This window comes from Pseudarthrobacter polychromogenes (assembly GCF_014644495.1).
GTDB lineage: Bacteria > Actinomycetota > Actinomycetes > Actinomycetales > Micrococcaceae > Arthrobacter > Arthrobacter polychromogenes.
Map to the genome: position 1 here is coordinate 51,034 of NZ_BMKU01000016.1, position 20,482 is coordinate 71,515.

The window sequence follows — 20,482 nt, forward strand, 5'->3', positions numbered from 1 at the left end:
CCGATGTAATGAATTTTTGCCGATGCTAATTTTCCCAAATGGGCATCCAGCTGCACGATCCAAGCACCCAGCCGGCCGACGCACCCGAGCCGGCCAAACGCGGCAGGCGCCACCGGTTGCGGACCATCCTGCTGGTGCTCCTGGCCGTGGCAATCATCGTTCCTGCCTCCCTCGGGGCCTACCTGTACAGCCTGGGACAGATCTACGAGTCCGAGATCACCACCATCGACTCTCCCTGGCCGGCGGAATCTCTCCGGCCCCAGCGCCAGCAGCCGGGCACGGCCGCGGGAGAAGCAGCACCGGGTGAAGCCGGCGGACCGGCCGGAAGCCAGCCCGGCGGCGGAACGGCGGAGGGCAGCCAAATAGCCATGGCCGACGGCATGCTGAACATCCTGGTGATGGGCAGCGACAGCCGCGGCGCCACCACGGAAGAGGCCCTGTCCGGCGGCAACTCCAACCAGCGCGCCGACACCCTCATGCTGGTCCACGTCCCCGCGGACAGGTCCAAGATCTTCACCGTTTCCCTGATGCGGGACCTGTGGGTGGACATTCCGGGCAACGGCCAGGCCAAGATCAACGCAGCCCTCACGTACGGCGGCGTCCCGCTGATGGTGCAGACGGTGGAATCCCTGTTCAACCAGCGGATCGACCATGTGGCCATGATCGACTTCGAAGGATTCGTGGGCATGACCGACGCCCTGGGCGGGGTGGAAGTGAACGTCACCCAGCCTTTCGTGTCGCCGCACAGCAGCAAGAAGTACGCCAAGGGGCCCACGGTCCTGGACGGCAAGGGTGCACTGGACTTCGTCCGCGAACGCTACGCCTATGCGGACGGCGACTACCAGCGGGTGCGCAACCAGCAGGCCTTCCTGCAGGCGCTGCTGGCCAAGAACCTCAGCCGGGACACGCTCCTCAACCCCGTGAAGATCCACAACGTCATCAGCGCCATGGCACCCTTCGTCAGCGCGGACAGCGGCCTGAACGCCGGAACGCTGGCACGGCTGGGGCTGGAGCTCCGGAACGTCCGGTCCGACGACATGGAGATGTTCACCCTCCCAACGCTCGGGACGGGAACGTCGGCGGACGGCCAGTCCATCGTGATCCCGGACCGCAACGCCATTGCGGGGCTCTCGCGGGCCCTGGCAGATGACAGTTTGGACAAGTTTGTAGCCAGCAGGGGCCTTGCGGGCTGACACTGATCCCACCTACCCACAACGAGGTGAGACATCGTGAGCACGCCTGGCGGTCCTGATTCATCCGGTTCGTCCGGTCCTGGTTCGTCCGGGTCCGGTTCGTCCGGGTCCGGTTCGTCCGGTCCCGGGGGTACCGGCCCAACCGATCCATCCGCGTCCGGTCCACACGGCGGCAGCTGGGTGGCGCACGGCCGCCGGCGCTGGATCGCGGCGCTGCTGGCGCTCGCCCTGGTGGCTGTAGCCGTTGTCGCCGTCATCAGCCTCAACCGTCCCGCCCCCGAGGCCCAGCCCGCCGCAACGCAAAGCGAAGCGCCGTCCCCGTCGCCGTCGCCGTCGGAGACACCGTCCCCCTCGGAAACCCCTTCTGAGGCGCCTCCGCCTGCCCCTGCTCCCCCGCCGCCTCCGGAGCCCATTCCGGAGCTGCCGGCCGCGCCCATGAACGTGCTGGTCATCGGCAGTGACATACGCGGCAACGCGAAGGACGCGGCGGCACACACGGCAGCAACGGGCGAAGCGATGGACCAGCGCTCGGACGCCCTGATGCTCGTCCACGTCCCGGCCGACCGCAGGACCCTGTACATCGTGTCCATCAACCGGGATACCTGGGTGGACATTCCGGGCTTCGGCGGGGCGAAGATCAACGCCGGCCTGCAGTACGGCGGCATCGACATGACCACCCAGACGGTGCAGCAGCTGTTCGGAATCACCATCGACCACACCCTGATGCTGGACTTTGGCGGCCTCAAGGTCCTGGTGGACGGGCTGGGCGGGATCGACGTCAACGTTCCCATTCCCTTCCAGTCCACGCACGACACCGGGCACGTCTTCGGCCCCGGAGTCAACCACCTGAATGGACAGGCGGCGCTCGAGTTTTCCCGCGAGCGGTACGCCTTCGCGGACGGCGACTTCCAGCGGGTCCGCAACCAGCAGATCCTGCTCAAGGCCGTCCTGGCCCGGCTGACCACAGGCGGCGGCCTCAATGACGTCAACGCCGTCCGCGGGCTGGTGGACTTCGCTTCCTGCTGCCTCACCGTGAACAAGGGTTTCGACCCGGTCCAGGCCGCCATCCTGGCCTACAGCCTGCGGAACCTGGACGCCAACGCCATCGGCACCATGACCCTGCCAACCGCCGGATCCGGGTTCGTGGCCGGCCAGTCCGTGCTGTTTCCGGATTACGGGGCCATCAACGCCGTGGGGGCAGCCCTGCGGGAGGGCCGGATCGGCGAGTTCGCCGTTCCGTAAGGGGTGTTCGGCGCGGCGTCTCTGCGGTCACCCGCGCGATGAGCGGCCCTGCCCCGCAGGAACGGTGCTGGGCAGCACCGCGAATGCGGCCCAGGGCCGTCCATGCCGGAGGGGTGTTCCCGCTGTTCATCACCGAATCACCCCGTGTTCACCCGAGTGCCAGAGTCCATGCGCCCGGCGGCGGCAGCGTGGGGGCATGACTTCCACTTCACCGGCCGACGTATCGCGCCGCACCATCGTCAAAGGATCCGTCCTCGCCGCCGCACTGGCCGCCGTGCCCGCCGCAGCCCAGGCCGGTACCGGCCAGGCTGCCCCGCGCCATGCCCCCGCCGGCATCGCGCTGGTCCGGAACCGGCTCACCCTGCCCAGCGGCATCGCCACCGGAGACGTCACGCCGGACTCGGCCGTGATGTGGTCGCGGGCGTCGGGGACAGGGCGGATGACGGCAATCCTGCGGGCCGTTGACGACGGCGGCGAGGTGCTGCGCGGCCGCGGCGCCTTCGAACGCGTCCTGCGGGGACCCCGGGCCACCCAGGCGTCCGACTTCACCGCCAAGATCCACGCCGGCAACCTGCCGTCCAACACCCGCTTCGCGCTGGAGATCAGCTTCGAGGACGACGGCGGCGCGTCCGGTGAGAGCGTGCGCGGCACCTTCCGCACCGCTCCGGACGCCGGGACGTACAACGGCCGGGGCCGCAACGGCGACTCGCACAAGGGAGGCGACGTGCCGTCGTCGTCCGCCCAAAGCTTTGTGTGGACCGGCGACACTGCCGGCCAGGGCTGGGGCATTAACGAGGAGATCGGCGGCATGCGCGGCTACCGGGCCATGCACCAGACCCGGCCGGACTTCTTTATCCACTCGGGAGACACCGTGTACGCGGACGGTCCGCTCACGGAAACGGTGGTGGAGAAGGACGGGCAGGTGTGGCGGAACCTGGTCACCGAGGAGGTGTCCAAGGTGGCCGAAACCCTCACCGAGTTCCGCGGCCGGCACCGGTACAACTCGATGGACGCCAACATGCGCGCCATGTTTGCCGACGTCCCGGTGATCGCCAACTGGGACGACCACGAAACCACCAACAACTGGTACCCCGGCGAAATCCTGGAGGACCCCCGCTACACCGTCCGGGACGTCAACACCCTCGCAGCCCGCGGCCGGCAGGCGTGGCAGGAGAACATGCCCATCGCCGAGTCCGCGGCGCTGTGGCGGCCGGGAACGTTTGACGACGCCGGCCAGTACCAGCCCGCCCGCATCTACCGGAAGATCAGCCGCGGCCCGCAGCTGGACATTTTCTGCCTGGACATGCGCACCTTCAAGTCGCCCAATACGGACGGCAAGGAGGCCTACGCTACGAACATTTTGGGACAGGAGCAGGTGGACTGGCTGATCCGCGAGGTCTCGAAGTCGAAGGCAACGTGGAAGGTGATCGCTGCGGACCTACCGCTGGGGATCATCGTGCCCGACGGCGCCGTGAACCAGGAAAGCCTGGCCAACCGTGATCCCGGCGCACCGCTGGGCCGCGAGCTCGAGATTGCCGGGGTACTGAGCGCCTTCAAGCGGAACCGGGTGAAGAACGTTGTGTGGCTGACCGCGGACGTGCACTACTGCGCCGCCCACCACTACTCCCCCGAGCGGGCGGCGTTTACCGACTTCGACCCGTTCTGGGAGTTCGTGGCCGGGCCCATCGCCGCGGGGTCTTTCGGCCCGAACGCCATGGACGGCACGTTCGGGCCCGAGGTGGTGTTCTCGAAGGCCGGGCGCTTCCCCGGGGAATCACCGCGCGACGGCGAGAACCAGTTCTTCGGGCACGTCCAGTTGGATTCCGACACCTTCACGGTGAGCCTGCGGAACGCCAACGGTGCCACGGTGTTCTCGAAGGTGCTGACGCCGGAGCGGTAGGGCGGTCCGGCGTTACCGCGGGTCCGGAAGGCGCCTGTCCATCTGCTGGCCGGTCACGATCAGGGCAGCCGTGACAGCCACCACCGCACCAAAATAGGTGAGCGTCCCGGAGATGCCGAAGCTGATGTCGAAGGTCCCCCGAAGGACCAGATAGGCGGCGAGTGTCACGATGACAACAAGCCCGGCAAGGGTTCCCACCCGGGCGCCCCCGGACGTGGTTGTGCCTGCGGCGAATGAGGCGGCGTACTCGCGCGGCTGCCCGAAGGCCGCAACCCCGCTTTCGCCGCTCTCAGCCAGGTGGCTGCTGACTTCCTGCAGCGTGTTCCGGACCATGTCTTCACCGTGTTTCCGATGGCGCAGTTCATAGGCCAGGGTTTTCAGGTATTCCTCTGTGGACATCACTTTCAGCCGTTCCTCTCGTGGAGCAGGTTCTTGATGAGATCTGCGAATTGGTTCCAGTCCGTGCTTGCGTCCTGCAGTCGCTGCTGCCCCTTGGGAGTGAGGGAGTAGAACTTCTTACCCGGGCCGGCGTCCCCTTGGCGCCATTCGGAACTGACAAATCCATCCGTTTCCAGCCGGTTCAGCGCCGGGTAGACCGTCCCGCCGCTCAGTCCGTCAAAACCGGCAGCCTTCAGTGCCTGGATGATCTGGTACCCGTAGGCCTCGCCGCTTCCGGCGACCGCCTGCAGGATGCAGGTGGGGAGCACAGCCCTGACCCAGTCGCTGGGCCACCGTTTGTCTGGGGTCATAACTAGATAGTGTCATGGGTTAGATTGTGACACAACCTATTCGGCGCACAGCCTGACGCCGTTGCACTGCCGCCAGCCGTCGTCGTCCGTTATTTTCCCTGGCCCATGGGTACGCCGCTGGTAGTGTTCCTGCATTCGGCAAGGCACGCGAACGGAGTGATTCTTTGTGAACGACGACGGACTGACAGAGGCTGTGCAGGAAGCCGGGGCGGTGGAGCTGCTGCTGATCCGCCACGGTGAAAGCGAAGGGAACGTGGCTGCCACCGATGCGCGGATGGCCGGGGCGGAAGTCATCGCTGTACCTGCCCGGGATGCCGACGTGAACCTCTCGGGCACCGGCCAGGAACAGGCCAAGGCGCTCGGCGCGGCGCTGGCCCGCATCGCCGAGGAATTCCGGCCGGACGCCGTGGTCTCCTCCCCCTACGCGAGGGCCTTCCAGACGGCCGAGATCGCGGTGGAGGCTGCAGGCTGGCCGGTGAAGGTCCAGCTGGATGAACGGCTCCGGGACCGGGAACTGGGCATTCTGGACAGGCTGACCCGGCTCGGGGTGGAAAAGCGCTACCCGGAAGAGGCCGAGCGCCGGGAGTGGCTGGGCAAGATGTACTACCGGCCGCCGGGCGGTGAATCCTGGGCAGACGTGGCACTCCGTCTGCGCTCCGTCCTGGACGAACTGAACAACCTCGGCAGCGGGCACCGGGTGATGCTGGTGTGCCACGACGCCCTGATCATGCTGTTCCGGTACGTGCTGGAGGGGATGACCGAGAAGGAGCTCCTGGACCTGGCCGCCAGCACCTCCGTACTCAACGCCTCCATTACCCGCTTCGTGCGGCCTGCCGGCGAGGGCCCCTGGACCCTTGAAAGCTTCAACGTGGCCGACCACCTGGCCGAGCACGGCGTCACCGTCACCGAACACGGAGGGGATTCCAGTGTCCATCCGAAGTGATTCCGGTTCGCCAACCCTTGTGACGCCGTCACTGCTGCGCGGCTGGCCGCTGCCGGCGCCCGGGGAGGACAAGTATTCGCGCGGCTCGGTCCTGGTGATCGGCGGTGCGCGGGCCACGCCGGGGGCGGCGCTGCTCGCCGGCGCGGCCGCACTGCGCGCCGGTGCCGGGAAGCTCACCCTGGCCGTGGCGGAATCCGTGGCCGTCCACGTGGGCGTGGCACTGCCTGAGTGCGGGGCCATGGGGCTGCCCGAAACCTCCAGCGGGTCCGTCACGGGTGAGGGGCTGGACCTGATTTCGTCGTACCTGGACAGCGCTGACGCCATCCTGGTGGGCCCTGGCCTGGACGATCCGGACCTCACCGAGGACCTGCTTCGGGCCCTCCTAGGGCGGGAGGCCGCCGCTGGGGAGAAGAACGACGGCGGAGGTCCCGCCGTCGTTCTCGATGCCTTCGCTTTGGGTGCCTTGGTGAACGTGGCGGACCGGTGTGACCCGTGGAAGGGCCGCCTGATCCTCACGCCCAACCCCAAGGAGGCGGAGATCCTGCTGGGCCGGGACCTGAAGGACCTACCGGCGGATGTCGCGGAAATCGCCGACAGGTACCAGGCCGTGGTGAGCTGCCAGGGGCTCATTGCCCGCCCGTCCGGCCCGGACGCCCCCGAGGAATCAGAGCTGTGGAAGATCACCACCGGTTACGGCGGGCTGGGCACCTCCGGAAGCGGCGACGTTCTGGCGGGGGCCACCGCCGGCCTCCGCGCCCGGGGAACCACGGGCCCGCAGGCCGCCTGTTGGGGAACACACCTCCATGCCGCTGCCGCGGACCGGCTGGCCAGCAGGCTGGGCCCCCTGGGATTCCTGGCCCGTGAACTGGCCGACGAGCTGCCCGCCCTGATGCTGGAGCTCAACACCTGATTCGGGGCCTCGACCGTGCCTAGGACTCCGGGCATGGGACGACCCCCGGCCGAAACCGGGGGCCACCGTATCGGGAAGTTCAGGCGCAACCTGCCGATGCGCGGGAAGCGCTGTGGCGTGCTCAGAATGGCCATCCGCCCTGAAGAGGCAGTACACAATCAGTGCCCGACGTCCCGATCCTGTGTTGAAACTAGGCGGCGATTTCCTGCTTTGCCCCCTTCGTCTCAATTTCGATCTTCCGCGGCTTGGCCTTTTCGGCGACAGGAATCCGCAGTGTCAGGACACCGGCGTCGTACGTAGCCTTCACATTTTCAGCATCCAGGGTGTCCCCGAGGATCAGCTGGCGGCTGAACACGCCGCGCGGCCGCTCGGAGGCGATCAGCTCGGTGTCCTTGCCCGAAGGATCAGGCCGCTCGGCCTTGACCGTGAGGACGTTCCGTTCCACATCCAGATCCACTGAATCCACATCGACGCCGGGCAGATCAAAGGCGACTACAAATTCCTGGTCCTCACGCCATGCGTCCATCGGCATGGCTGCCGGACGCGCTGCGGTGCCGAGGACCTGCTGGGCCAGCCTGTCCAGCTCGCGGAACGGATCGGTTCGCATCAACATGGCTTCCCTCCTCGTAAGAGACGGTCCAACACTTTTTGCTATCAGCCGATCTGTATTGGCTGATATAGATTTTTTATCACTGGAGAGGCAGGTCCGCAAGCGTCTGGCGGGAGATTTTTTGGACTTTTTCTGGGTGCAGGAAGGCGCGTCGGAAGGCGGGAGAAGGGGCCTTCCACGTGGTATGGAAGGCCCCTTCAGAAAGACTGTTGTGGGGTTGAATGCGGCGATGTTCCCGCGGTGCCGGCCTAGTCCCGCGTGGGATCCGGGCGCAGCGGCGCGGGTCCGGGGTCCGGTACGGGCAGCGGGCCTGGAGGTTCGGGAGCAGGGAACGGATTGGGGGCCGGCGGGCCGGGATGCCCGGGGTGGGCCGGATCCGGCTGGGTGGGGCCCGGTTCCGGCGGGAACGGCTCGGGCTCGTGCACTGGCGGGATGGTCATGAACTTCCCCTCTCACGCTGGGCGGATGTGCCTTGGCGTGAACAGGATACGCCTGCCACCTCAAGCCGACCAGCGTCCTCGGGTGAGAGAGCGTCCCGGGGAAAACGGCGTCAAGTGAGAGAGCGTCCGGGGAAAACCCGCGTCAAGTGAGAGAGCGTCCGGGGTGGGAGGAGAGGGGTTTGGCGGTGTAATCCCCCGGTAGCGAACGGCGGCAAAATTGTCGGGGCGGCTCTATATATTGAAGGCATGACCCAGACCCCGCTGCAGGACTCCGCCGCCACCGCCGTTCCCACCCCGCCGGCGGCCAAGAAAATCCCGTCCGAACGCCTCCACCACGGGGACACCTTCGTGGACAATTACGAGTGGCTGCGGGACAAGGAATCCGCCGAGGTGGTGGCGCACCTGAAGGCCGAGAATGCCTACCAGGAAGCAGTCACCGCCCACCAGGAGCCGCTGCGGGAGGCCATCTTCCAGGAGATCAAGGGCCGCACGCAGGAAACCGACCTCTCCGTACCGCACCGCAAGGACGGCTGGTGGTACTTCAGCCGCTCGGCCGAGGGCAAGGAGTACGGCATCCAGTGCCGGGTCAGGGCCGCGGACACCGGGGACAAGATCGCCGACTGGACCCCTCCGGCGGTGCAGCCGGGCGTCGGGATCCCCGGCGAGGAAGTCCTCCTGGACGGCAACACCGAGGCCGAGGGCAAGCCGTTCTTCTCGGTAGGCGGATCGGCGGTAACGGTAGACGGCAACCTCTACGCCTACGCGGTGGATAACTCGGGAGATGAGCGTTTCACCCTCCGCATCAAGGACCTCCGCACCGGAGAACTGCTGCCTGACGTCATCGAGAACATCTTTTACGGCGTCGCTTTTTCACCGGACGGCACCCGGATTTTCTACACCGTGGTGGACGACTCCTGGCGCCCCTACCAGGTGAAGGCGCACACCCTGGGAACGCCCGTGGCCGAGGACGTCGTCATCTACCAGGAGGACGACGCCGCCATGTGGCTGGGCGTCGAGCTTTCTTCCGACCGCCGGTACCTGGTGCTGGGCATCGGATGCTCGGAATACAGCGAGACGCGCCTGCTCCGTTTTGACGACCCCGCCCAGGAACTGACCACCGTCATCTCCCGCAACGACCGGGTGCTCTACGAGGCAGAGCCGTTCCTCCTCACCGGCCCGGACGGCACCGCCAGCGAACGCATTTTGCTCACGCACAACCGCGGCGCCATCAATTCCATGGTGTCCCTGGCGGACCCGGCCGAGCTCGCCAGGCCGCTGTCCGAGCAGGACTGGGTCACCGTCGTCGGGCATTCCGACGACGTCCGCGTCAACGGGGCCGGCGTCACCTCCACGCACCTCATCGTGTCCATCCGCAAGGACACCATCGAACGGGTACAAGTCATTGGGCTGCATGGGCTGGGTACTCCGGCGCAGGAAGCACCGGTTGAACCCGCCTTCGACGAAGAGCTGTACACCGCGGGCGTGGGCGGCTCGGACTACGAGGCACCCGTGATCCGGCTGGGCTACACGTCCTACTTCACGCCGTCGCGCATCTATGACTTTGTGCTGCCCACCCCCGAGGTGCCGGCAGGGGAACTGCTCCTGCGGAAGGAAAGCCCGGTCCTTGGCGGCTACGACGGCAATGACTACGTGGCCACCCGCGAATGGGCCACCGCATCCGACGGCACCCGGATCCCGCTGTCAGTGCTGCGGCACAAGGCAGTCAAGCAGGATTCGACGGCGGCGGGCCTGGTGTACGGCTACGGCTCGTACGAGATGAGCATGGACCCGGGCTTCGGCATTGCACGGCTCTCGTTGCTGGACCGCGGCGTGGTGTTCGTGATCGCCCACATCCGCGGCGGCGGCGAGCTTGGGCGGCACTGGTACGAGAACGGCAAGAAGCTCACCAAGAAGAACACGTTCACCGACTTCGTGGACGCCACCGACTGGCTGGCAGCCTCGGGCTGGGTGGACCCGGCACGGATTGCCGCGCTGGGCGGTTCGGCCGGCGGCCTGCTGATGGGTGCCGTGGCGAACATGGCACCGGAGAAGTACGCCGCCATCGTGGCCCAGGTGCCGTTCGTGGACCCGCTGACCAGCATCCTGGACCCGGAGCTGCCGCTGTCCGCCCTGGAGTGGGAGGAATGGGGCAACCCCATCACGGATCCCGGTGTCTACGAGTACATGAAGTCCTACTCCCCCTACGAGAACGTGCGCCCGGCCGCCTACCCGAAGATTGCCGCCGTCACGTCCTTCAACGACACCCGGGTCCTCTACGTTGAGCCGGCCAAGTGGGTGCAGGAGCTGCGGAACAAGACCACCGGAACCGAGCCGATCGTCATGAAGATCGAAATGGACGGCGGACACGGGGGCGCCTCCGGCCGTTACGTGCAGTGGCGCGAGCGCGCCTGGGACTACGCGTTCATCGCCGATTCCCTTGGGGCCACGGAGCTGCTGCCGGGTGCCGGCCTGAAGTAGGCCGGGCGTACGCCATCGATTGCTCCGATACTGCCGTTTAGACCCCTGAGAACGGCGTTTTCGGAGCAATCGATGGGGAAATCTGGCAGCTCAGGTCTGTGGATGCTCCACCAGCCACTCCGCCAGGGTTTCGAGGTTGGCGCGGACGGTGCGGCCCTGGGCCCGTTCAACGAGCGGGTCGGCCAGCTTGCCGAATACGCCGCCCAGGCCACTCGCGGCGTCGATCCGCTGGGTGAGGCGGGTGCCGCCGTCGGCCGGTTCAAGGGTAAAGGTGATGGTGAACTCCAGCTTGCCCTCGACGGAGCGGGACACCATGCGCCGGGGCGGATCGAACTCGGTAACCTCGACGGTCCAGTCGAACTGCCTGCCCATTACTTTGCTGGTGCCGCGTCCGCGGGTGCCGACGCCCAGGGGCCCGTCCCCCACCTGTTCCGAGGAGGTGACGGAGGAATCGAAGACCGCGACGTTCTGGAACTTCGACACGAAGTCAAAGACCTCCTGCGGCGGCCGGGCAATAACAACACTTTCTTCTACAACAGGCATGGGAGCCTCCTTCACAGGGCACCTGATGCCGGCTCGGCTCTGCCGGCACGATAGGCAGGCACAGCGCCAGAGTGGACCTTCGGCAGGCCGGTGTCAATGCCCTGCCGGAAGGGCCGGCACCGCCTGCGAATTAAGCCGCGCGCGTGCGGTCCCACAGGCCTGACCAGCGGTAACGCTCATGACGCCCTCGGTACCCATAAATGCTAATCAGGCTTACTATTGTCTGGCTGGCTGCCCGCTGGGGGCAGGACAACCAGCGCCGCATGTGGAGGTTTTGCGTGAGCATGGAACAGGAAATGCGTCCCCTGACCGACGACGAACTGATGTCAGAGCAGGCAACGGCCCTGCCGGACAAGGAAGTTGCCTCTGTCCTGGACCTGAATGCCGACCTGGACCTGGGTATCGACGCGGCAGCGCCCATCGACCTTGCTGTGGCAGCGAACGCCAACGTCGCAGCACCGATTGACGCCGCAGCCTCCGCCAACATTCTTTCCTACGGCTCGGACGCCCAGGCACTCGCCGATCAGGGCGTCATGATTGAGCAGGGCATCGTGGCCGACGCGAATGCGGAGTCCACCCAGGACAGCACCATCGACCAGGGCAATGACACGGTGGACGGCGGAACATCGGAGAGCAGCGGCGCGGGCACGGTGGACGGCGGAAGCCCGGTTGCGGGAACCACCACAGGAACGGCCGACGGCGGCGCCCTCCTCCCCGATGGCACCCTTCCGGACGGAACACTGCCCGACGGCACCCTGCCCGATGTCGGCGCGGTGCCCGTGGATCCCGCAGCGGCACTGGACGGCGACCTGCTCAACGTCAACGTGGACCTTGCTGCGGACGCGGACATCGCGGCGCCGATCAACGGCGCCGTGGCCGCCAATGCGAACGTCGCGGCCCCGATCGACGCGGCCGTGGCCGCGAACATCGGTTCCATCGACAGCCAGGCCTACGCCGTGGCCGAGCAGGATGCCATCATCAGCCAGCACATCGAGGGCCAGGCCAACGCCTCCGCTGACCAGCAGTCCAACCTCGAACAGTAAGCACAGATGACCCAAACCAGCGGCGGGCCGCGCCCCCAGGCGGGCCCGCCGTCGTCCCCTGCCCTGGAGGCTGAGCACCACCCGCAGGTCCCCCGGCTCGCCGACGGCGTCCAACTGATCGGCGAGTCCGAAGGATCAGGCTACCGGGAGCCGCCCTCCCTGGTCCGCCGCGCCGACGGACAAACCCTCCAGCTGACGCCGCTGCTCTATTTTGTGCTGGAAGCAATAGACGGAACGCGCAGCCTTCCCGAGATTGCAGAGCATGCCAGTGCCGGCTCCGGCAGGCTCATCAGCGCTGACAACGTGCGCACCCTGATTGATTCCCAGCTCCTGCCGCTGGGCCTGCTCCGGCTGGCCGACGGATCCCAGCCGGAAGTGAAGAAGGCCGATCCACTGCTGGGGATGCGTTTCCGTTACACCGTGACCGATCCGGTGCGGACAGGCAAAATCACGGCTCCATTCGCTGCACTTTTCAACCCCCTGATCGTGGTGGCCGTAACCGCAGCCTTCCTGGCAGCGTGCTGGTGGGTGTTGATGGTGAAGGGACTGGGGTCGGCCACCCACGAAGCGTTTGAGAATCCCCTCCTGCTCCTGCTGATCTTCGCCATCACCATCCTGTCTGCAGGCTTCCATGAGTTCGGGCACGCCGCCGCAGCACGGAAGGGAGGTGCCGTCCCCGGCTCGATGGGCGCGGGCCTCTACCTGGTCTGGCCGGCATTCTTCACAGATGTCACCGACTCCTACCGGCTGGGCCGCGGCGGGCGGCTCCGGACGGACCTCGGCGGCCTCTATTTCAACGCCATCGTTGCCGTGGCAATCATGGGACTCTGGTGGGTAACGGGCTTCGACGCACTGCTGCTGGTTGTGGTGACCCAGATCCTCCAAATGGTCCGCCAGCTGCTGCCCCTGGTCAGGTTCGACGGCTACCACATCCTGGCGGACGCCACCGGGGTGCCCGACCTCTTCCAGCGCATCAAACCTGTCCTGCTGGGCCTGCTGCCGTGGCGCTGGGGACGGCCGGAAAACAAGGTCCTCAAACCGTGGGCCCGCGCGGTGGTGACGCTCTGGGTCCTGGTCACCGTGCCCCTGCTGCTGTTCAGCCTGGCCATGATGGTGATTTCGCTGCCACGGCTGCTGGCCACCGCGTGGAGCAGCGCCGCCCGGCAGCAGGGCCTGCTGGCAGAGAGCCTTTCGGCCGGAGATCTGGGCGGGGCCGCGGTACGCTTCCTCGCCATTGTTGCCGTGGCACTGCCCATGCTGGGCATGCTGTACATCCTGCTGCGCCTGGTGCGCCAACTGGTCACAGGGCTCTGGCACAAGACCCGCGGCAGGGCCGTCCAACGAACCGCCGCCTTGACAGTGGTGGGTGCCCTCCTTGCCGGCCTCGCCTGGGCATGGTGGCCCGACGGCGGAACCTACCGCCCCGTCCAGCCCTACGAACGTGGCACCCTTGCAGATGCCACCACCTCAATTCTTCCGGTCGGCGACACCGCCTTGAGGGAAGGGCGCAGCGGACGCACCGTGGCTCTTTGGCCAACCGGCACACCTACCCCCACGCGGGATAGTCCCCAGCTGAGTATGGTGCTGGTTCCCGTTGCGGGCGCTCCCGGCACTGAACGTGCTTCATCCAGGTCCACCACGGCCCCTGGCAGTTCTCCCTCCTGGGTGTTCCCGTTCGACCGGCCCGCGGCGCCTAGCCCGGACGGCAATCAGGCCCTCGCCGTCAATACCAGCGACGGTTCGGTCAGCTACAGTGTGGCCTTCGCACTGGTATGGGCTGAGGACGGCGAGCCGGTGGACGCACGTAACGAGGCCTATGCTTTTGCCAGCTGTACAGGCTGCGCGGCGGTGGCGGTCGGTTTCCAGGTGGTCCTTGTTGTGGGACAAACGGACGTCATTATTCCGGAGAACCTGTCAGCTGCCGCCAACTACAACTGCCTGGACTGCCTTACCTATGCACTGGCCAGCCAGCTGGTACTAACCTTGGACGGCCCACTGGCTGAGGACAGCATGGCCCAACTGACAGCACTGTGGGAAGAGATCGCCGCCTACGGGAGGAACGTCCAGAACGTGCCCCTCTCAGAGATCCAAGCCGCTCTTGCTTCCTACAAGGACCAGATCACCGCCATCATCAAGGCCGATCCCAACGCTTCGGCGGGGCCGCACCCCGGCCAGACGGCTTCGCCCAGCCCGACTTCCGCCTCCACCACGCAGGCCGAGCCGGAGCCGACTGTTCCGGCCGCTGAAGCATCTGCTCCTGCTCCGGCAGGAACCGAGGCAGCAACCGCGCCGCCGGCCCCGGCCGGCGGAGCCAGCCCGGCGCCGTCGTCCACTCCGCTTCAAACCGCTCAGCCGACGGCGGGCACAGGTCCCACTGCCCCTGCTGCGGAACCGCTCCCCACAACAGATCCGGGCTAGGCCCGCCGATTATTTCTCCACTCAATGGTCTATAACAGCGCTTTTTACTTAGGTGAGCCTTAGCTAATACCATCGTCGGATGACCACGCAGCTTGATTTCGCGCGGGTACCTTTCGCTGCCGATCTTTCGAGCTACGGAAACAGGCCTGCCATCATCACCGACGGACTGACCCTCGCCTACGGCGAACTCGCCGACCGGGTGGACAGCTTCGCCCGAAGGCTCGGCACCGAGCGCCGCCTGATCGCGCTCGCCGCCTCCAACGACGTCGAATCCGTCGTCGCCTATTTGGCAGCCCTCGCCTCCGGCCACCCGCTGATCCTCCTCCCGGAGGACAAGCCCGCGGCCCTTGAGTCCCTGGTGGCCGCCTACGATCCCGATGTGGTGGTGCGCTCGGCCGACGGGCAGTGCGTCCTGGACGAACGCCGCCCGGGGACCCGGCACACCCTGCATCCGGACCTTGCCCTGCTCCTCAGCACCTCCGGGTCCACGGGCTCCCCCAAGCTGGTCAGGCTTTCCCACGCCAACCTCCAGGCCAACGCCGAATCCATCGCCACCTACCTGCAGATCACCCGGGACGACCGGGCCGCCACCACACTGCCCATGTCCTACTGCTACGGGCTCTCAGTGATCAACAGCCACCTGCTGCGTGGCGCAGGCCTGGTCCTCACTGGGCTGTCCGTGGTGGATCCGTGCTTCTGGGAGCTGTTCCGGCGGGAAGGGGCCACCGCCTTCGCCGCCGTTCCCTACACCTTCGAACTGCTGGAGCGCGTGGGCTTCGCGGACATGGACCTGCCCAGCCTGCGCTACATCACCCAGGCCGGCGGCCGGCTTGCCCCGGACTCCGTACGGCACTACGCCGATCTGGGCCGGGAGAGGGGCTGGGACCTGTTCGTCATGTACGGCCAGACGGAGGCCACCGCCCGCATGGCCTACCTGCCGCCGGACCTGGCAACCGACCATCCCGGGGCCATCGGAGTTCCCGTTCCCGGCGGAGCGTTCCGGCTCGAGCCAGTCCCGGGACTTGCCGACGGCGAACTGGTGTATTGCGGCCCGAACGTGATGCTGGGCTATGCAGAGAGCCCCGGCGACCTGGCGCTGGGCCGCACGGTCACCGAACTGCGCACGGGCGACCTCGCACGAAAGACCAGTGCCGGGCTCTACGAGGTGACGGGACGGCGGAGCCGGTTCGTCAAGATCGTTGGGCTGCGCGTGGACCTGGGCCAGGTGGAACGCCTCCTCGCCGACCTCGGCGTGGACGCTGCCAGCGCCGGGACGGACCAGCGGCTCGTCGTCGCCGTCGAAGGGGACCACGACACCCACCTGCTCACCAAGGTCCTGGCACAGGGGCTGGGACTGCCGCGGGCCGCCGTCGACCTCCATGCCGTGGAGGAGCTCCCGCGCCTGGGCACGGGCAAAGTGGACTATCCGGCCGTGGCTGCCCTGTCCTCCCGCCCGGCCACAGCCGCTGAGCCCATGGCGGACGCTTCCGGTGCCGCAACAACGCAGGACACCGCCACCCAGCAGGACACCGTCAGGCGGATCTTCGAGGACACACTGGAACTGACGGACATTTCCGACGACGACACGTTTGTTTCGCTCGGCGGCGACTCCCTCTCCTTCGTGGCCGCTTCAGTCCGGCTCGAGCAGGTGTTGGGGCACCTGCCGCCGGACTGGCACGTGACGCCGGTCCGGGACCTCAAACCGCGGCCGGACAGGAACAAGAACGGGCACCCGGATCGGCTCCCGGACGGGCGCCAGGGTGAAAAACCGGCCCGCCCGTGGACCGCGCGCGTGCTGGCCCCGATGGACACCAGCCTCGTCCTCCGCGCCGTGGGGATCTTCCTCATTGCCAGCACCCACATCGGCCTCTTCAGCTGGCAGGGCATGGCGCACGTATTGTTCGCGGCGGCGGGATTCAACTTCGCCCGCTTCCAGCTCTCCGGCGAGAGGCTGCCCCGCCTGCGGCGCCAGCTCACCAGCGTAGCCCGGATCGCGGTGCCCAGCATGGTGTTCATAGCCTTCGCCTACCTGGTCACCGACCGGTACAGCCTGGTTAACATCGTGCTCCTGAACGCCGTCCTGGGCCCCGAGCAGGTGACCACGCAGTATCACTTCTGGTTCATCGAGGTGATGGTTTACATCCTGCTGGCAATGACGGCCCTGCTCAGCATCCCCTGGCTCCACCGTGCGGAACGCCGGTTCCCGTTCGTCTTCCCGCTGGTCCTGTTCGGCGCAGGCCTGCTCACCCGCTTTGAGCTTGTGGAGCCGGGCATTCCCCATACCGTCCCGGCCCTGTGGCTGTTCGCCCTGGGCTGGGCGATGGCCCGCTCCCGCACCATTGCCCAGCGCTGCGTTGTCACCGCCCTCACGGTCCTTACCGTCCCGGGGTTCTTCGAGAACCCCTACCGGGACCTCACCGTGATGGCCGGGATCCTGATGCTCGCCTGGCTGCCCACCCTCCCGGTGCCCCGCGCCATGAGCCGCCTGGCGGTCCTGCTGGCCAGCGCCTCTATGCATATCTACCTTGTGCACTGGCTGGTCTACCCCCTGCTCACCGGCATCAGCGTTCCCCTGGCCGTGGCAGCCTCGCTGGCTGCCGGGGTGGCCTACTGGGCCCTGTGCAACAGGGCTGCCGGGGCGGCAACCCGCTACCTGGCACGGAGGTGAGGTGACGACGGCGGCCGCCTCCCGCCGTCGTCCGCCCACCTTTGATGGCGGGCAGTACCCGGAAAAGCTAACCGTGCTTACTATTGTGGAGAATCCGTACTCCCACCGGTGACCGCCACGGCCCGGACCCCACCAAAGGAGCAGTCATGCCGCTACGCAAGGGAACGTCCGTCGAATGGAACACGTCGCAGGGCATGACCCACGGAAAGATCGTTGAGAAGAAGACCAGCGACTTTGAGCTGGACGGACACACGCACCGGGCCAGCGAGGACGAGCCGCAGTACGTTGTGGAATCCGCCAAGACCGGCGCCCGGGCCGCGCACAAGGCTTCCGCCCTGACCGAAAAGAAGTAGCGCCGTGGCCGCCCAGCATGAAGTGGTGATCATCGGAGGGGGCAACGCCGGCGTATCCCTGGCAGCCCGCCTGGAACGCTACGGGGTCAAGGACGTGGCCGTCATCGAGCCCAGGGACCACCACCTCTACCAGCCGCTGTTCTCCCATATTGCCGGCGGCCGGGCCCAGGCCCAGGAAGCCGTCCGCTCCCAGGAGTCGGTGATGCCGCAGGGCGTGACGTGGATCCGTGACGGCGCCGTGGGCGTGGACACCGACACAAATACCGTCAGCCTGGCCTCGGGCTCCTCCGTGTCCTATGGGCAGCTGGTGGTGTGCCCCGGCCTGCAGTACGACTGGGACGAGGTGCCGGGCCTGGCAGCGGCCGTGCATTCGCTGCACGGGGCGTCGCATTACGAGTTCGAGCTGGCACCCAAGGCCTGGACCCTGCTGAGCGGGCTCACGTCCGGGACCGCCGTCTTCACCATGCCCGCCGGCCCCATCAAATGCGGCGGCGCCAGCCAGAAGCCCATGTACCTTGCCTGCGACTACTGGCGTGAGCAAGGCGTGCTGGACCAGATCCGCGTGGTGATGGTCCAGCCCTATCCCACAGTGTTCGGAGTGCCCGAGATTGACCGGGAACTGGACCGCAAGATTGCGGAGTACGGCATTGAACTGCGGACCAACAGCGAACTGGTTTACGTGGACGCGGCGGGCCGGAACGCCACCATTCGCGACATCTCCACGGGCGCGGAGGACACCATCCACTACGACGTTCTGAACGCTGTTCCGCCGCAGTCGGCACCGGACTGGTTGAAGGCCACGGACCTGCCTGCTGCCGGGGACACTGGCGGGTTTGTGGAAGTGGACCGCCAGACGCTCAGGCACATCCGGTTCCCGAACGTGTGGTCCTTGGGGGACGCGGCCGGGACCACCAACTCAAAATCCGGTGGCGCCCTCCGGAAGCAGACCAAGGTGCTGGCCCAGAACCTGGTCGCCGCCCGGAAGGGGAAGCCGCTGCGCGCAAAGTACAACGGCTACTCCGTGTGCCCGTTCACGGTGTCGCGGGACACCGTGGTGTTCGCCGAGTTCGACGACCGCTACCGGCCCATGCCCACCATTCCCCGGGTCCCCACGTGGAACGAGAGCAGGCTGTCCTGGGTGGTGGACCGGGACATCTTTCCCCAGGTCTACTGGAACCTGATCCTCAAGGGCCGGGCGTAAGTGAGAGAGCGCCCCGGGAAAACCGCCCTTAAGTGAGAGAGCGTCCCGGGAACCCCATCGAGTGCTCCGATAATGCCGTTTTGGGCGCCGAAAACGGCACCTACGGAGCAACCGATGAGGAGACGACGGCGGCCGTCGCCTCCGCGATGGCGCGTTCCTCGTCGGTGGGAACCACCAGGACGGGGATGGCGGACCCGGCCGTGGAAATGACGCGCGGTTCCTTGGACCGCTCGGCGTTCAGGCCGGCGTCGAGCTCTACGCCCAGGGCACCCAGCCGGTCCGCCACCAGCGCCCGGAACTGGTGGGAGTTCTCGCCGATGCCGGCAGTGAACACCAGGGCCTTCGCCCCGCCCACGGCCACGTGGTAGCCGCCGATGTACTTGGCCAGCCGGTAGGACGTGACGGCGAGCGCCGTGGCAGCCCTGGAGTCGCCGGACTCGGACGCCTCCACCACCGAGCGCATGTCATTGTTGCCGGCCAGGCCCTTCAGCCCGGATTCGCGGTTGAGCATGGTGTCCAGGTCCTCCGGGGTCCAGCCTGCCCGGCCCAGGAACACCAGGATGGACGGGTCAAGGTCGCCCGAGCGGGTCCCCATCACCAGGCCCTCGAGCGGCGTGAAGCCCATGGACGTGTCCACGGAGTTGCCGCCGCGGATGGCCGTGACGGAGGCGCCGTTGCCCAGGTGGGCGATGACGCCGTCGAACTCTTCAACGGGCAGGTCCAGCAGCGCGGCGGCGCGCCGGGTCACGTACTCGTGGGACGTGCCGTGGAAGCCGTAGCGGCGGATGCCGTGGTTGGTGTACAGCTCGTCCGGGACGGCGTAGCGCCAGGCGTGCTCGGGCAGCGTGCGGTGGAACGCGGTGTCGAACACGGCAACCTGGGGCATGTCCGGCCACTTCTTGGTGATGGCCCGGATCCCCAGGACGTTGGCGGGGTTGTGCAGCGGCGCCAGCGGGTTCAGGCGCTCGATGGCGCGGGTGATCTCGTTATCGATCAGTACAGGCTCCGCGAAGCGCTCCCCGCCGTGCACCACCCGGTGCCCCACCGCGGCCAGCTCCAGGCCGCCAAGTTCCTGGTGGATGGCGGCATCCACCTGCTCTAGCGCCTCAGCGTGGTCCCGCGGGCCCTCGATTTCGCCGTCCCCGTCACCGCCGTTGCCCATGCCGATCTTCTCGATCAGCCCCTCGGTCAGGACGCTCCCGGCGGCGACGTCGCGCACCTGGTACTTGAGCGAGGACGAGCCGGAGTTGATGACGAGCACGAGCATGTGGGGCCTCCTAAGCCTTGCTTCTGCGGTTCAAACCCCACTATAGGCGGGCCGGGGCACGGGTTTCTTGCGGACAGGCGAGGCTGGGGCCTAGAGTCGGCACACGAGCTGGACCACGCCCGAGAGGACACTTCCATGACGAACGAGCCGAATTCGATCGACGAGAACGACCCCACCAACACTGGATCCAGCAGCACAGCGCCCCTGGATCCGCAGGCGGATTTGGATACCGGTTCCGGGAAGAAGGACCCCACTGTGGTGGAAGGCGCCACCCCTGCCCTGGACGACACCGGCGCCGTGAAAGCTGAGGAAACCGGCGAGGCACCCGAAGCCCCGGAAAACACCGAGGATCTGGACCTCACCCCGCAGGGACTGTCCGATGAGCCTGCCAAGCAGGAGGATCCGGCCAGCATGGCGAAGCCGGACAACAGCTGACGCAGCGCTGAGTACCTGAATACAAAGGGCGACGGCGGCACCCACGGAGGGTGCCGCCGTCGCCCTTTGTGTTGGCTCGCTTGGCTGTC

At 67.1% G+C, this 20,482-nt stretch carries 18 protein-coding genes; 12 read left to right on the forward strand and 6 right to left on the reverse strand.

The window, feature by feature from the left end:
* Positions 1-38: 38 nt before the first annotated feature.
* From IEX43_RS18630 to IEX43_RS18640, 3 genes are all read left to right on the forward strand, one after another.
* A complete protein-coding gene (locus IEX43_RS18630; RefSeq protein ID WP_188813453.1) occupies positions 39-1,193 on the forward strand; it encodes an LCP family protein in 1,155 nt (384 codons plus the stop codon).
* Between the two features lie 180 nt (positions 1,194-1,373).
* Positions 1,374-2,435, forward strand: coding sequence for an LCP family protein (locus IEX43_RS18635; RefSeq protein ID WP_229666535.1), 1,062 nt, complete (start codon positions 1,374-1,376; stop codon positions 2,433-2,435).
* Between the two features lie 196 nt (positions 2,436-2,631).
* Positions 2,632-4,335 carry an alkaline phosphatase D family protein gene (locus IEX43_RS18640; RefSeq protein WP_188813457.1) on the forward strand — a complete coding sequence of 568 codons (1,704 nt, stop codon included), beginning with the start codon at positions 2,632-2,634 and terminating at the stop codon, positions 4,333-4,335.
* Between the two features lie 12 nt (positions 4,336-4,347).
* Here the strand turns inward: IEX43_RS18640 and IEX43_RS18645 are convergent, their stop codons facing one another.
* Both IEX43_RS18645 and IEX43_RS18650 read right to left on the reverse strand, forming a co-directional pair.
* On the reverse strand, positions 4,348-4,734 hold the full coding sequence (locus tag IEX43_RS18645) for an HAAS signaling domain-containing protein (RefSeq protein ID WP_377102425.1): 387 nt from the start codon (positions 4,732-4,734) through the stop codon (positions 4,348-4,350).
* Positions 4,735-4,739: 5 nt separating this feature from the next.
* The gene (locus IEX43_RS18650; RefSeq protein ID WP_059279694.1) at positions 4,740-5,084 is read right to left on the reverse strand and encodes a PadR family transcriptional regulator; all 345 of its coding nucleotides are present in this window, start codon (positions 5,082-5,084) and stop codon (positions 4,740-4,742) included.
* 166 nt (positions 5,085-5,250) lie between these two features.
* On the opposite strand from IEX43_RS18650, the gene IEX43_RS18655 reads away from it, so the two are divergent.
* Together IEX43_RS18655 and IEX43_RS18660 are read left to right on the forward strand one after the other, a co-directional pair.
* Positions 5,251-6,027, forward strand: a complete 777-nt coding sequence (locus IEX43_RS18655; protein ID WP_188813462.1) for a histidine phosphatase family protein — start codon at positions 5,251-5,253, stop codon at positions 6,025-6,027.
* Positions 6,011-6,937: an NAD(P)H-hydrate dehydratase gene (locus IEX43_RS18660; protein ID WP_188813464.1), complete on the forward strand. Its 927-nt coding sequence runs from the start codon at positions 6,011-6,013 to the stop codon at positions 6,935-6,937. The genes IEX43_RS18655 and IEX43_RS18660 overlap by 17 nt, the downstream gene beginning before the upstream one ends.
* A gap of 190 nt (positions 6,938-7,127) precedes the next feature.
* On the opposite strand, the gene IEX43_RS18665 is transcribed toward IEX43_RS18660, so the two are convergent.
* Together IEX43_RS18665 and IEX43_RS18670 are read right to left on the reverse strand one after the other, a co-directional pair.
* Positions 7,128-7,550, reverse strand: a complete 423-nt coding sequence (locus IEX43_RS18665; protein WP_188813466.1) for an Hsp20/alpha crystallin family protein — start codon at positions 7,548-7,550, stop codon at positions 7,128-7,130.
* A 245-nt stretch (positions 7,551-7,795) separates the two neighbouring features.
* A complete protein-coding gene (locus IEX43_RS18670) occupies positions 7,796-7,987 on the reverse strand; it encodes a hypothetical protein (protein WP_104184607.1) in 192 nt (63 codons plus the stop codon).
* 246 nt (positions 7,988-8,233) lie between these two features.
* On the opposite strand from IEX43_RS18670, the gene IEX43_RS18675 reads away from it, so the two are divergent.
* Positions 8,234-10,465 (forward strand): S9 family peptidase, encoded by a 2,232-nt coding sequence (locus IEX43_RS18675; RefSeq protein ID WP_188813468.1) that lies wholly within the window; start codon positions 8,234-8,236, stop codon positions 10,463-10,465.
* A 90-nt stretch (positions 10,466-10,555) separates the two neighbouring features.
* On the opposite strand, the gene IEX43_RS18680 is transcribed toward IEX43_RS18675, so the two are convergent.
* The gene (locus IEX43_RS18680; protein ID WP_188813470.1) at positions 10,556-11,008 is read right to left on the reverse strand and encodes an SRPBCC family protein; all 453 of its coding nucleotides are present in this window, start codon (positions 11,006-11,008) and stop codon (positions 10,556-10,558) included.
* A 284-nt stretch (positions 11,009-11,292) separates the two neighbouring features.
* Between IEX43_RS18680 and IEX43_RS18685 the strand changes: the two genes are divergently transcribed.
* The 5 genes from IEX43_RS18685 (at position 11,293) to IEX43_RS18705 (ending at position 18,691) form a co-directional block, all read left to right on the forward strand.
* Positions 11,293-12,051, forward strand: coding sequence for a peptidoglycan-binding protein (locus IEX43_RS18685; protein ID WP_188813500.1), 759 nt, complete (start codon positions 11,293-11,295; stop codon positions 12,049-12,051).
* 6 nt (positions 12,052-12,057) lie between these two features.
* Positions 12,058-14,469, forward strand: a complete 2,412-nt coding sequence (locus IEX43_RS18690) for a M50 family metallopeptidase (protein WP_188813472.1) — start codon at positions 12,058-12,060, stop codon at positions 14,467-14,469.
* 79 nt (positions 14,470-14,548) lie between these two features.
* Positions 14,549-17,137 (forward strand): AMP-binding protein, encoded by a 2,589-nt coding sequence (locus IEX43_RS18695; RefSeq protein WP_188813474.1) that lies wholly within the window; start codon positions 14,549-14,551, stop codon positions 17,135-17,137.
* A 146-nt stretch (positions 17,138-17,283) separates the two neighbouring features.
* Positions 17,284-17,490 (forward strand): hypervirulence associated TUDOR domain-containing protein, encoded by a 207-nt coding sequence (locus IEX43_RS18700; protein ID WP_104184611.1) that lies wholly within the window; start codon positions 17,284-17,286, stop codon positions 17,488-17,490.
* A 4-nt stretch (positions 17,491-17,494) separates the two neighbouring features.
* The gene (locus tag IEX43_RS18705; RefSeq protein WP_188813476.1) at positions 17,495-18,691 is read left to right on the forward strand and encodes an NAD(P)/FAD-dependent oxidoreductase; all 1,197 of its coding nucleotides are present in this window, start codon (positions 17,495-17,497) and stop codon (positions 18,689-18,691) included.
* A gap of 100 nt (positions 18,692-18,791) precedes the next feature.
* Here IEX43_RS18705 and IEX43_RS18710 read toward each other — a convergent pair whose 3' ends face one another.
* Positions 18,792-19,958 carry an acetate kinase gene (locus IEX43_RS18710; RefSeq protein ID WP_188813477.1) on the reverse strand — a complete coding sequence of 389 codons (1,167 nt, stop codon included), beginning with the start codon at positions 19,956-19,958 and terminating at the stop codon, positions 18,792-18,794.
* A gap of 135 nt (positions 19,959-20,093) precedes the next feature.
* On the opposite strand from IEX43_RS18710, the gene IEX43_RS18715 reads away from it, so the two are divergent.
* On the forward strand, positions 20,094-20,393 hold the full coding sequence (locus tag IEX43_RS18715) for a hypothetical protein (RefSeq protein ID WP_188813479.1): 300 nt from the start codon (positions 20,094-20,096) through the stop codon (positions 20,391-20,393).
* Positions 20,394-20,482: the final 89 nt, after the last annotated feature.

Bases quoted from the DNA above. Each gene is read 5' to 3' on its own strand.
- IEX43_RS18630 (WP_188813453.1), top strand. From the start codon at position 39: ATGGGCATCCAGCTGCACGATCCAAGCACCCAGCCGGCCGACGCACCC.
- IEX43_RS18640 (WP_188813457.1), top strand. From the start codon at position 2,632: ATGACTTCCACTTCACCGGCCGACGTATCGCGCCGCACCATCGTCAAA.
- IEX43_RS18645 (WP_377102425.1), bottom strand. From the start codon at position 4,734: ATGTCCACAGAGGAATACCTGAAAACCCTGGCCTATGAACTGCGCCAT.
- IEX43_RS18650 (WP_059279694.1), bottom strand. From the start codon at position 5,084: ATGACCCCAGACAAACGGTGGCCCAGCGACTGGGTCAGGGCTGTGCTC.
- IEX43_RS18665 (WP_188813466.1), bottom strand. From the start codon at position 7,550: ATGTTGATGCGAACCGATCCGTTCCGCGAGCTGGACAGGCTGGCCCAG.
- IEX43_RS18670 (WP_104184607.1), bottom strand. From the start codon at position 7,987: ATGACCATCCCGCCAGTGCACGAGCCCGAGCCGTTCCCGCCGGAACCG.
- IEX43_RS18675 (WP_188813468.1), top strand. From the start codon at position 8,234: ATGACCCAGACCCCGCTGCAGGACTCCGCCGCCACCGCCGTTCCCACC.
- IEX43_RS18680 (WP_188813470.1), bottom strand. From the start codon at position 11,008: ATGCCTGTTGTAGAAGAAAGTGTTGTTATTGCCCGGCCGCCGCAGGAG.
- IEX43_RS18685 (WP_188813500.1), top strand. From the start codon at position 11,293: ATGGAACAGGAAATGCGTCCCCTGACCGACGACGAACTGATGTCAGAG.
- IEX43_RS18690 (WP_188813472.1), top strand. From the start codon at position 12,058: ATGACCCAAACCAGCGGCGGGCCGCGCCCCCAGGCGGGCCCGCCGTCG.
- IEX43_RS18695 (WP_188813474.1), top strand. From the start codon at position 14,549: ATGACCACGCAGCTTGATTTCGCGCGGGTACCTTTCGCTGCCGATCTT.
- IEX43_RS18700 (WP_104184611.1), top strand. From the start codon at position 17,284: ATGCCGCTACGCAAGGGAACGTCCGTCGAATGGAACACGTCGCAGGGC.
- IEX43_RS18710 (WP_188813477.1), bottom strand. From the start codon at position 19,958: ATGCTCGTGCTCGTCATCAACTCCGGCTCGTCCTCGCTCAAGTACCAG.
- IEX43_RS18715 (WP_188813479.1), top strand. From the start codon at position 20,094: ATGACGAACGAGCCGAATTCGATCGACGAGAACGACCCCACCAACACT.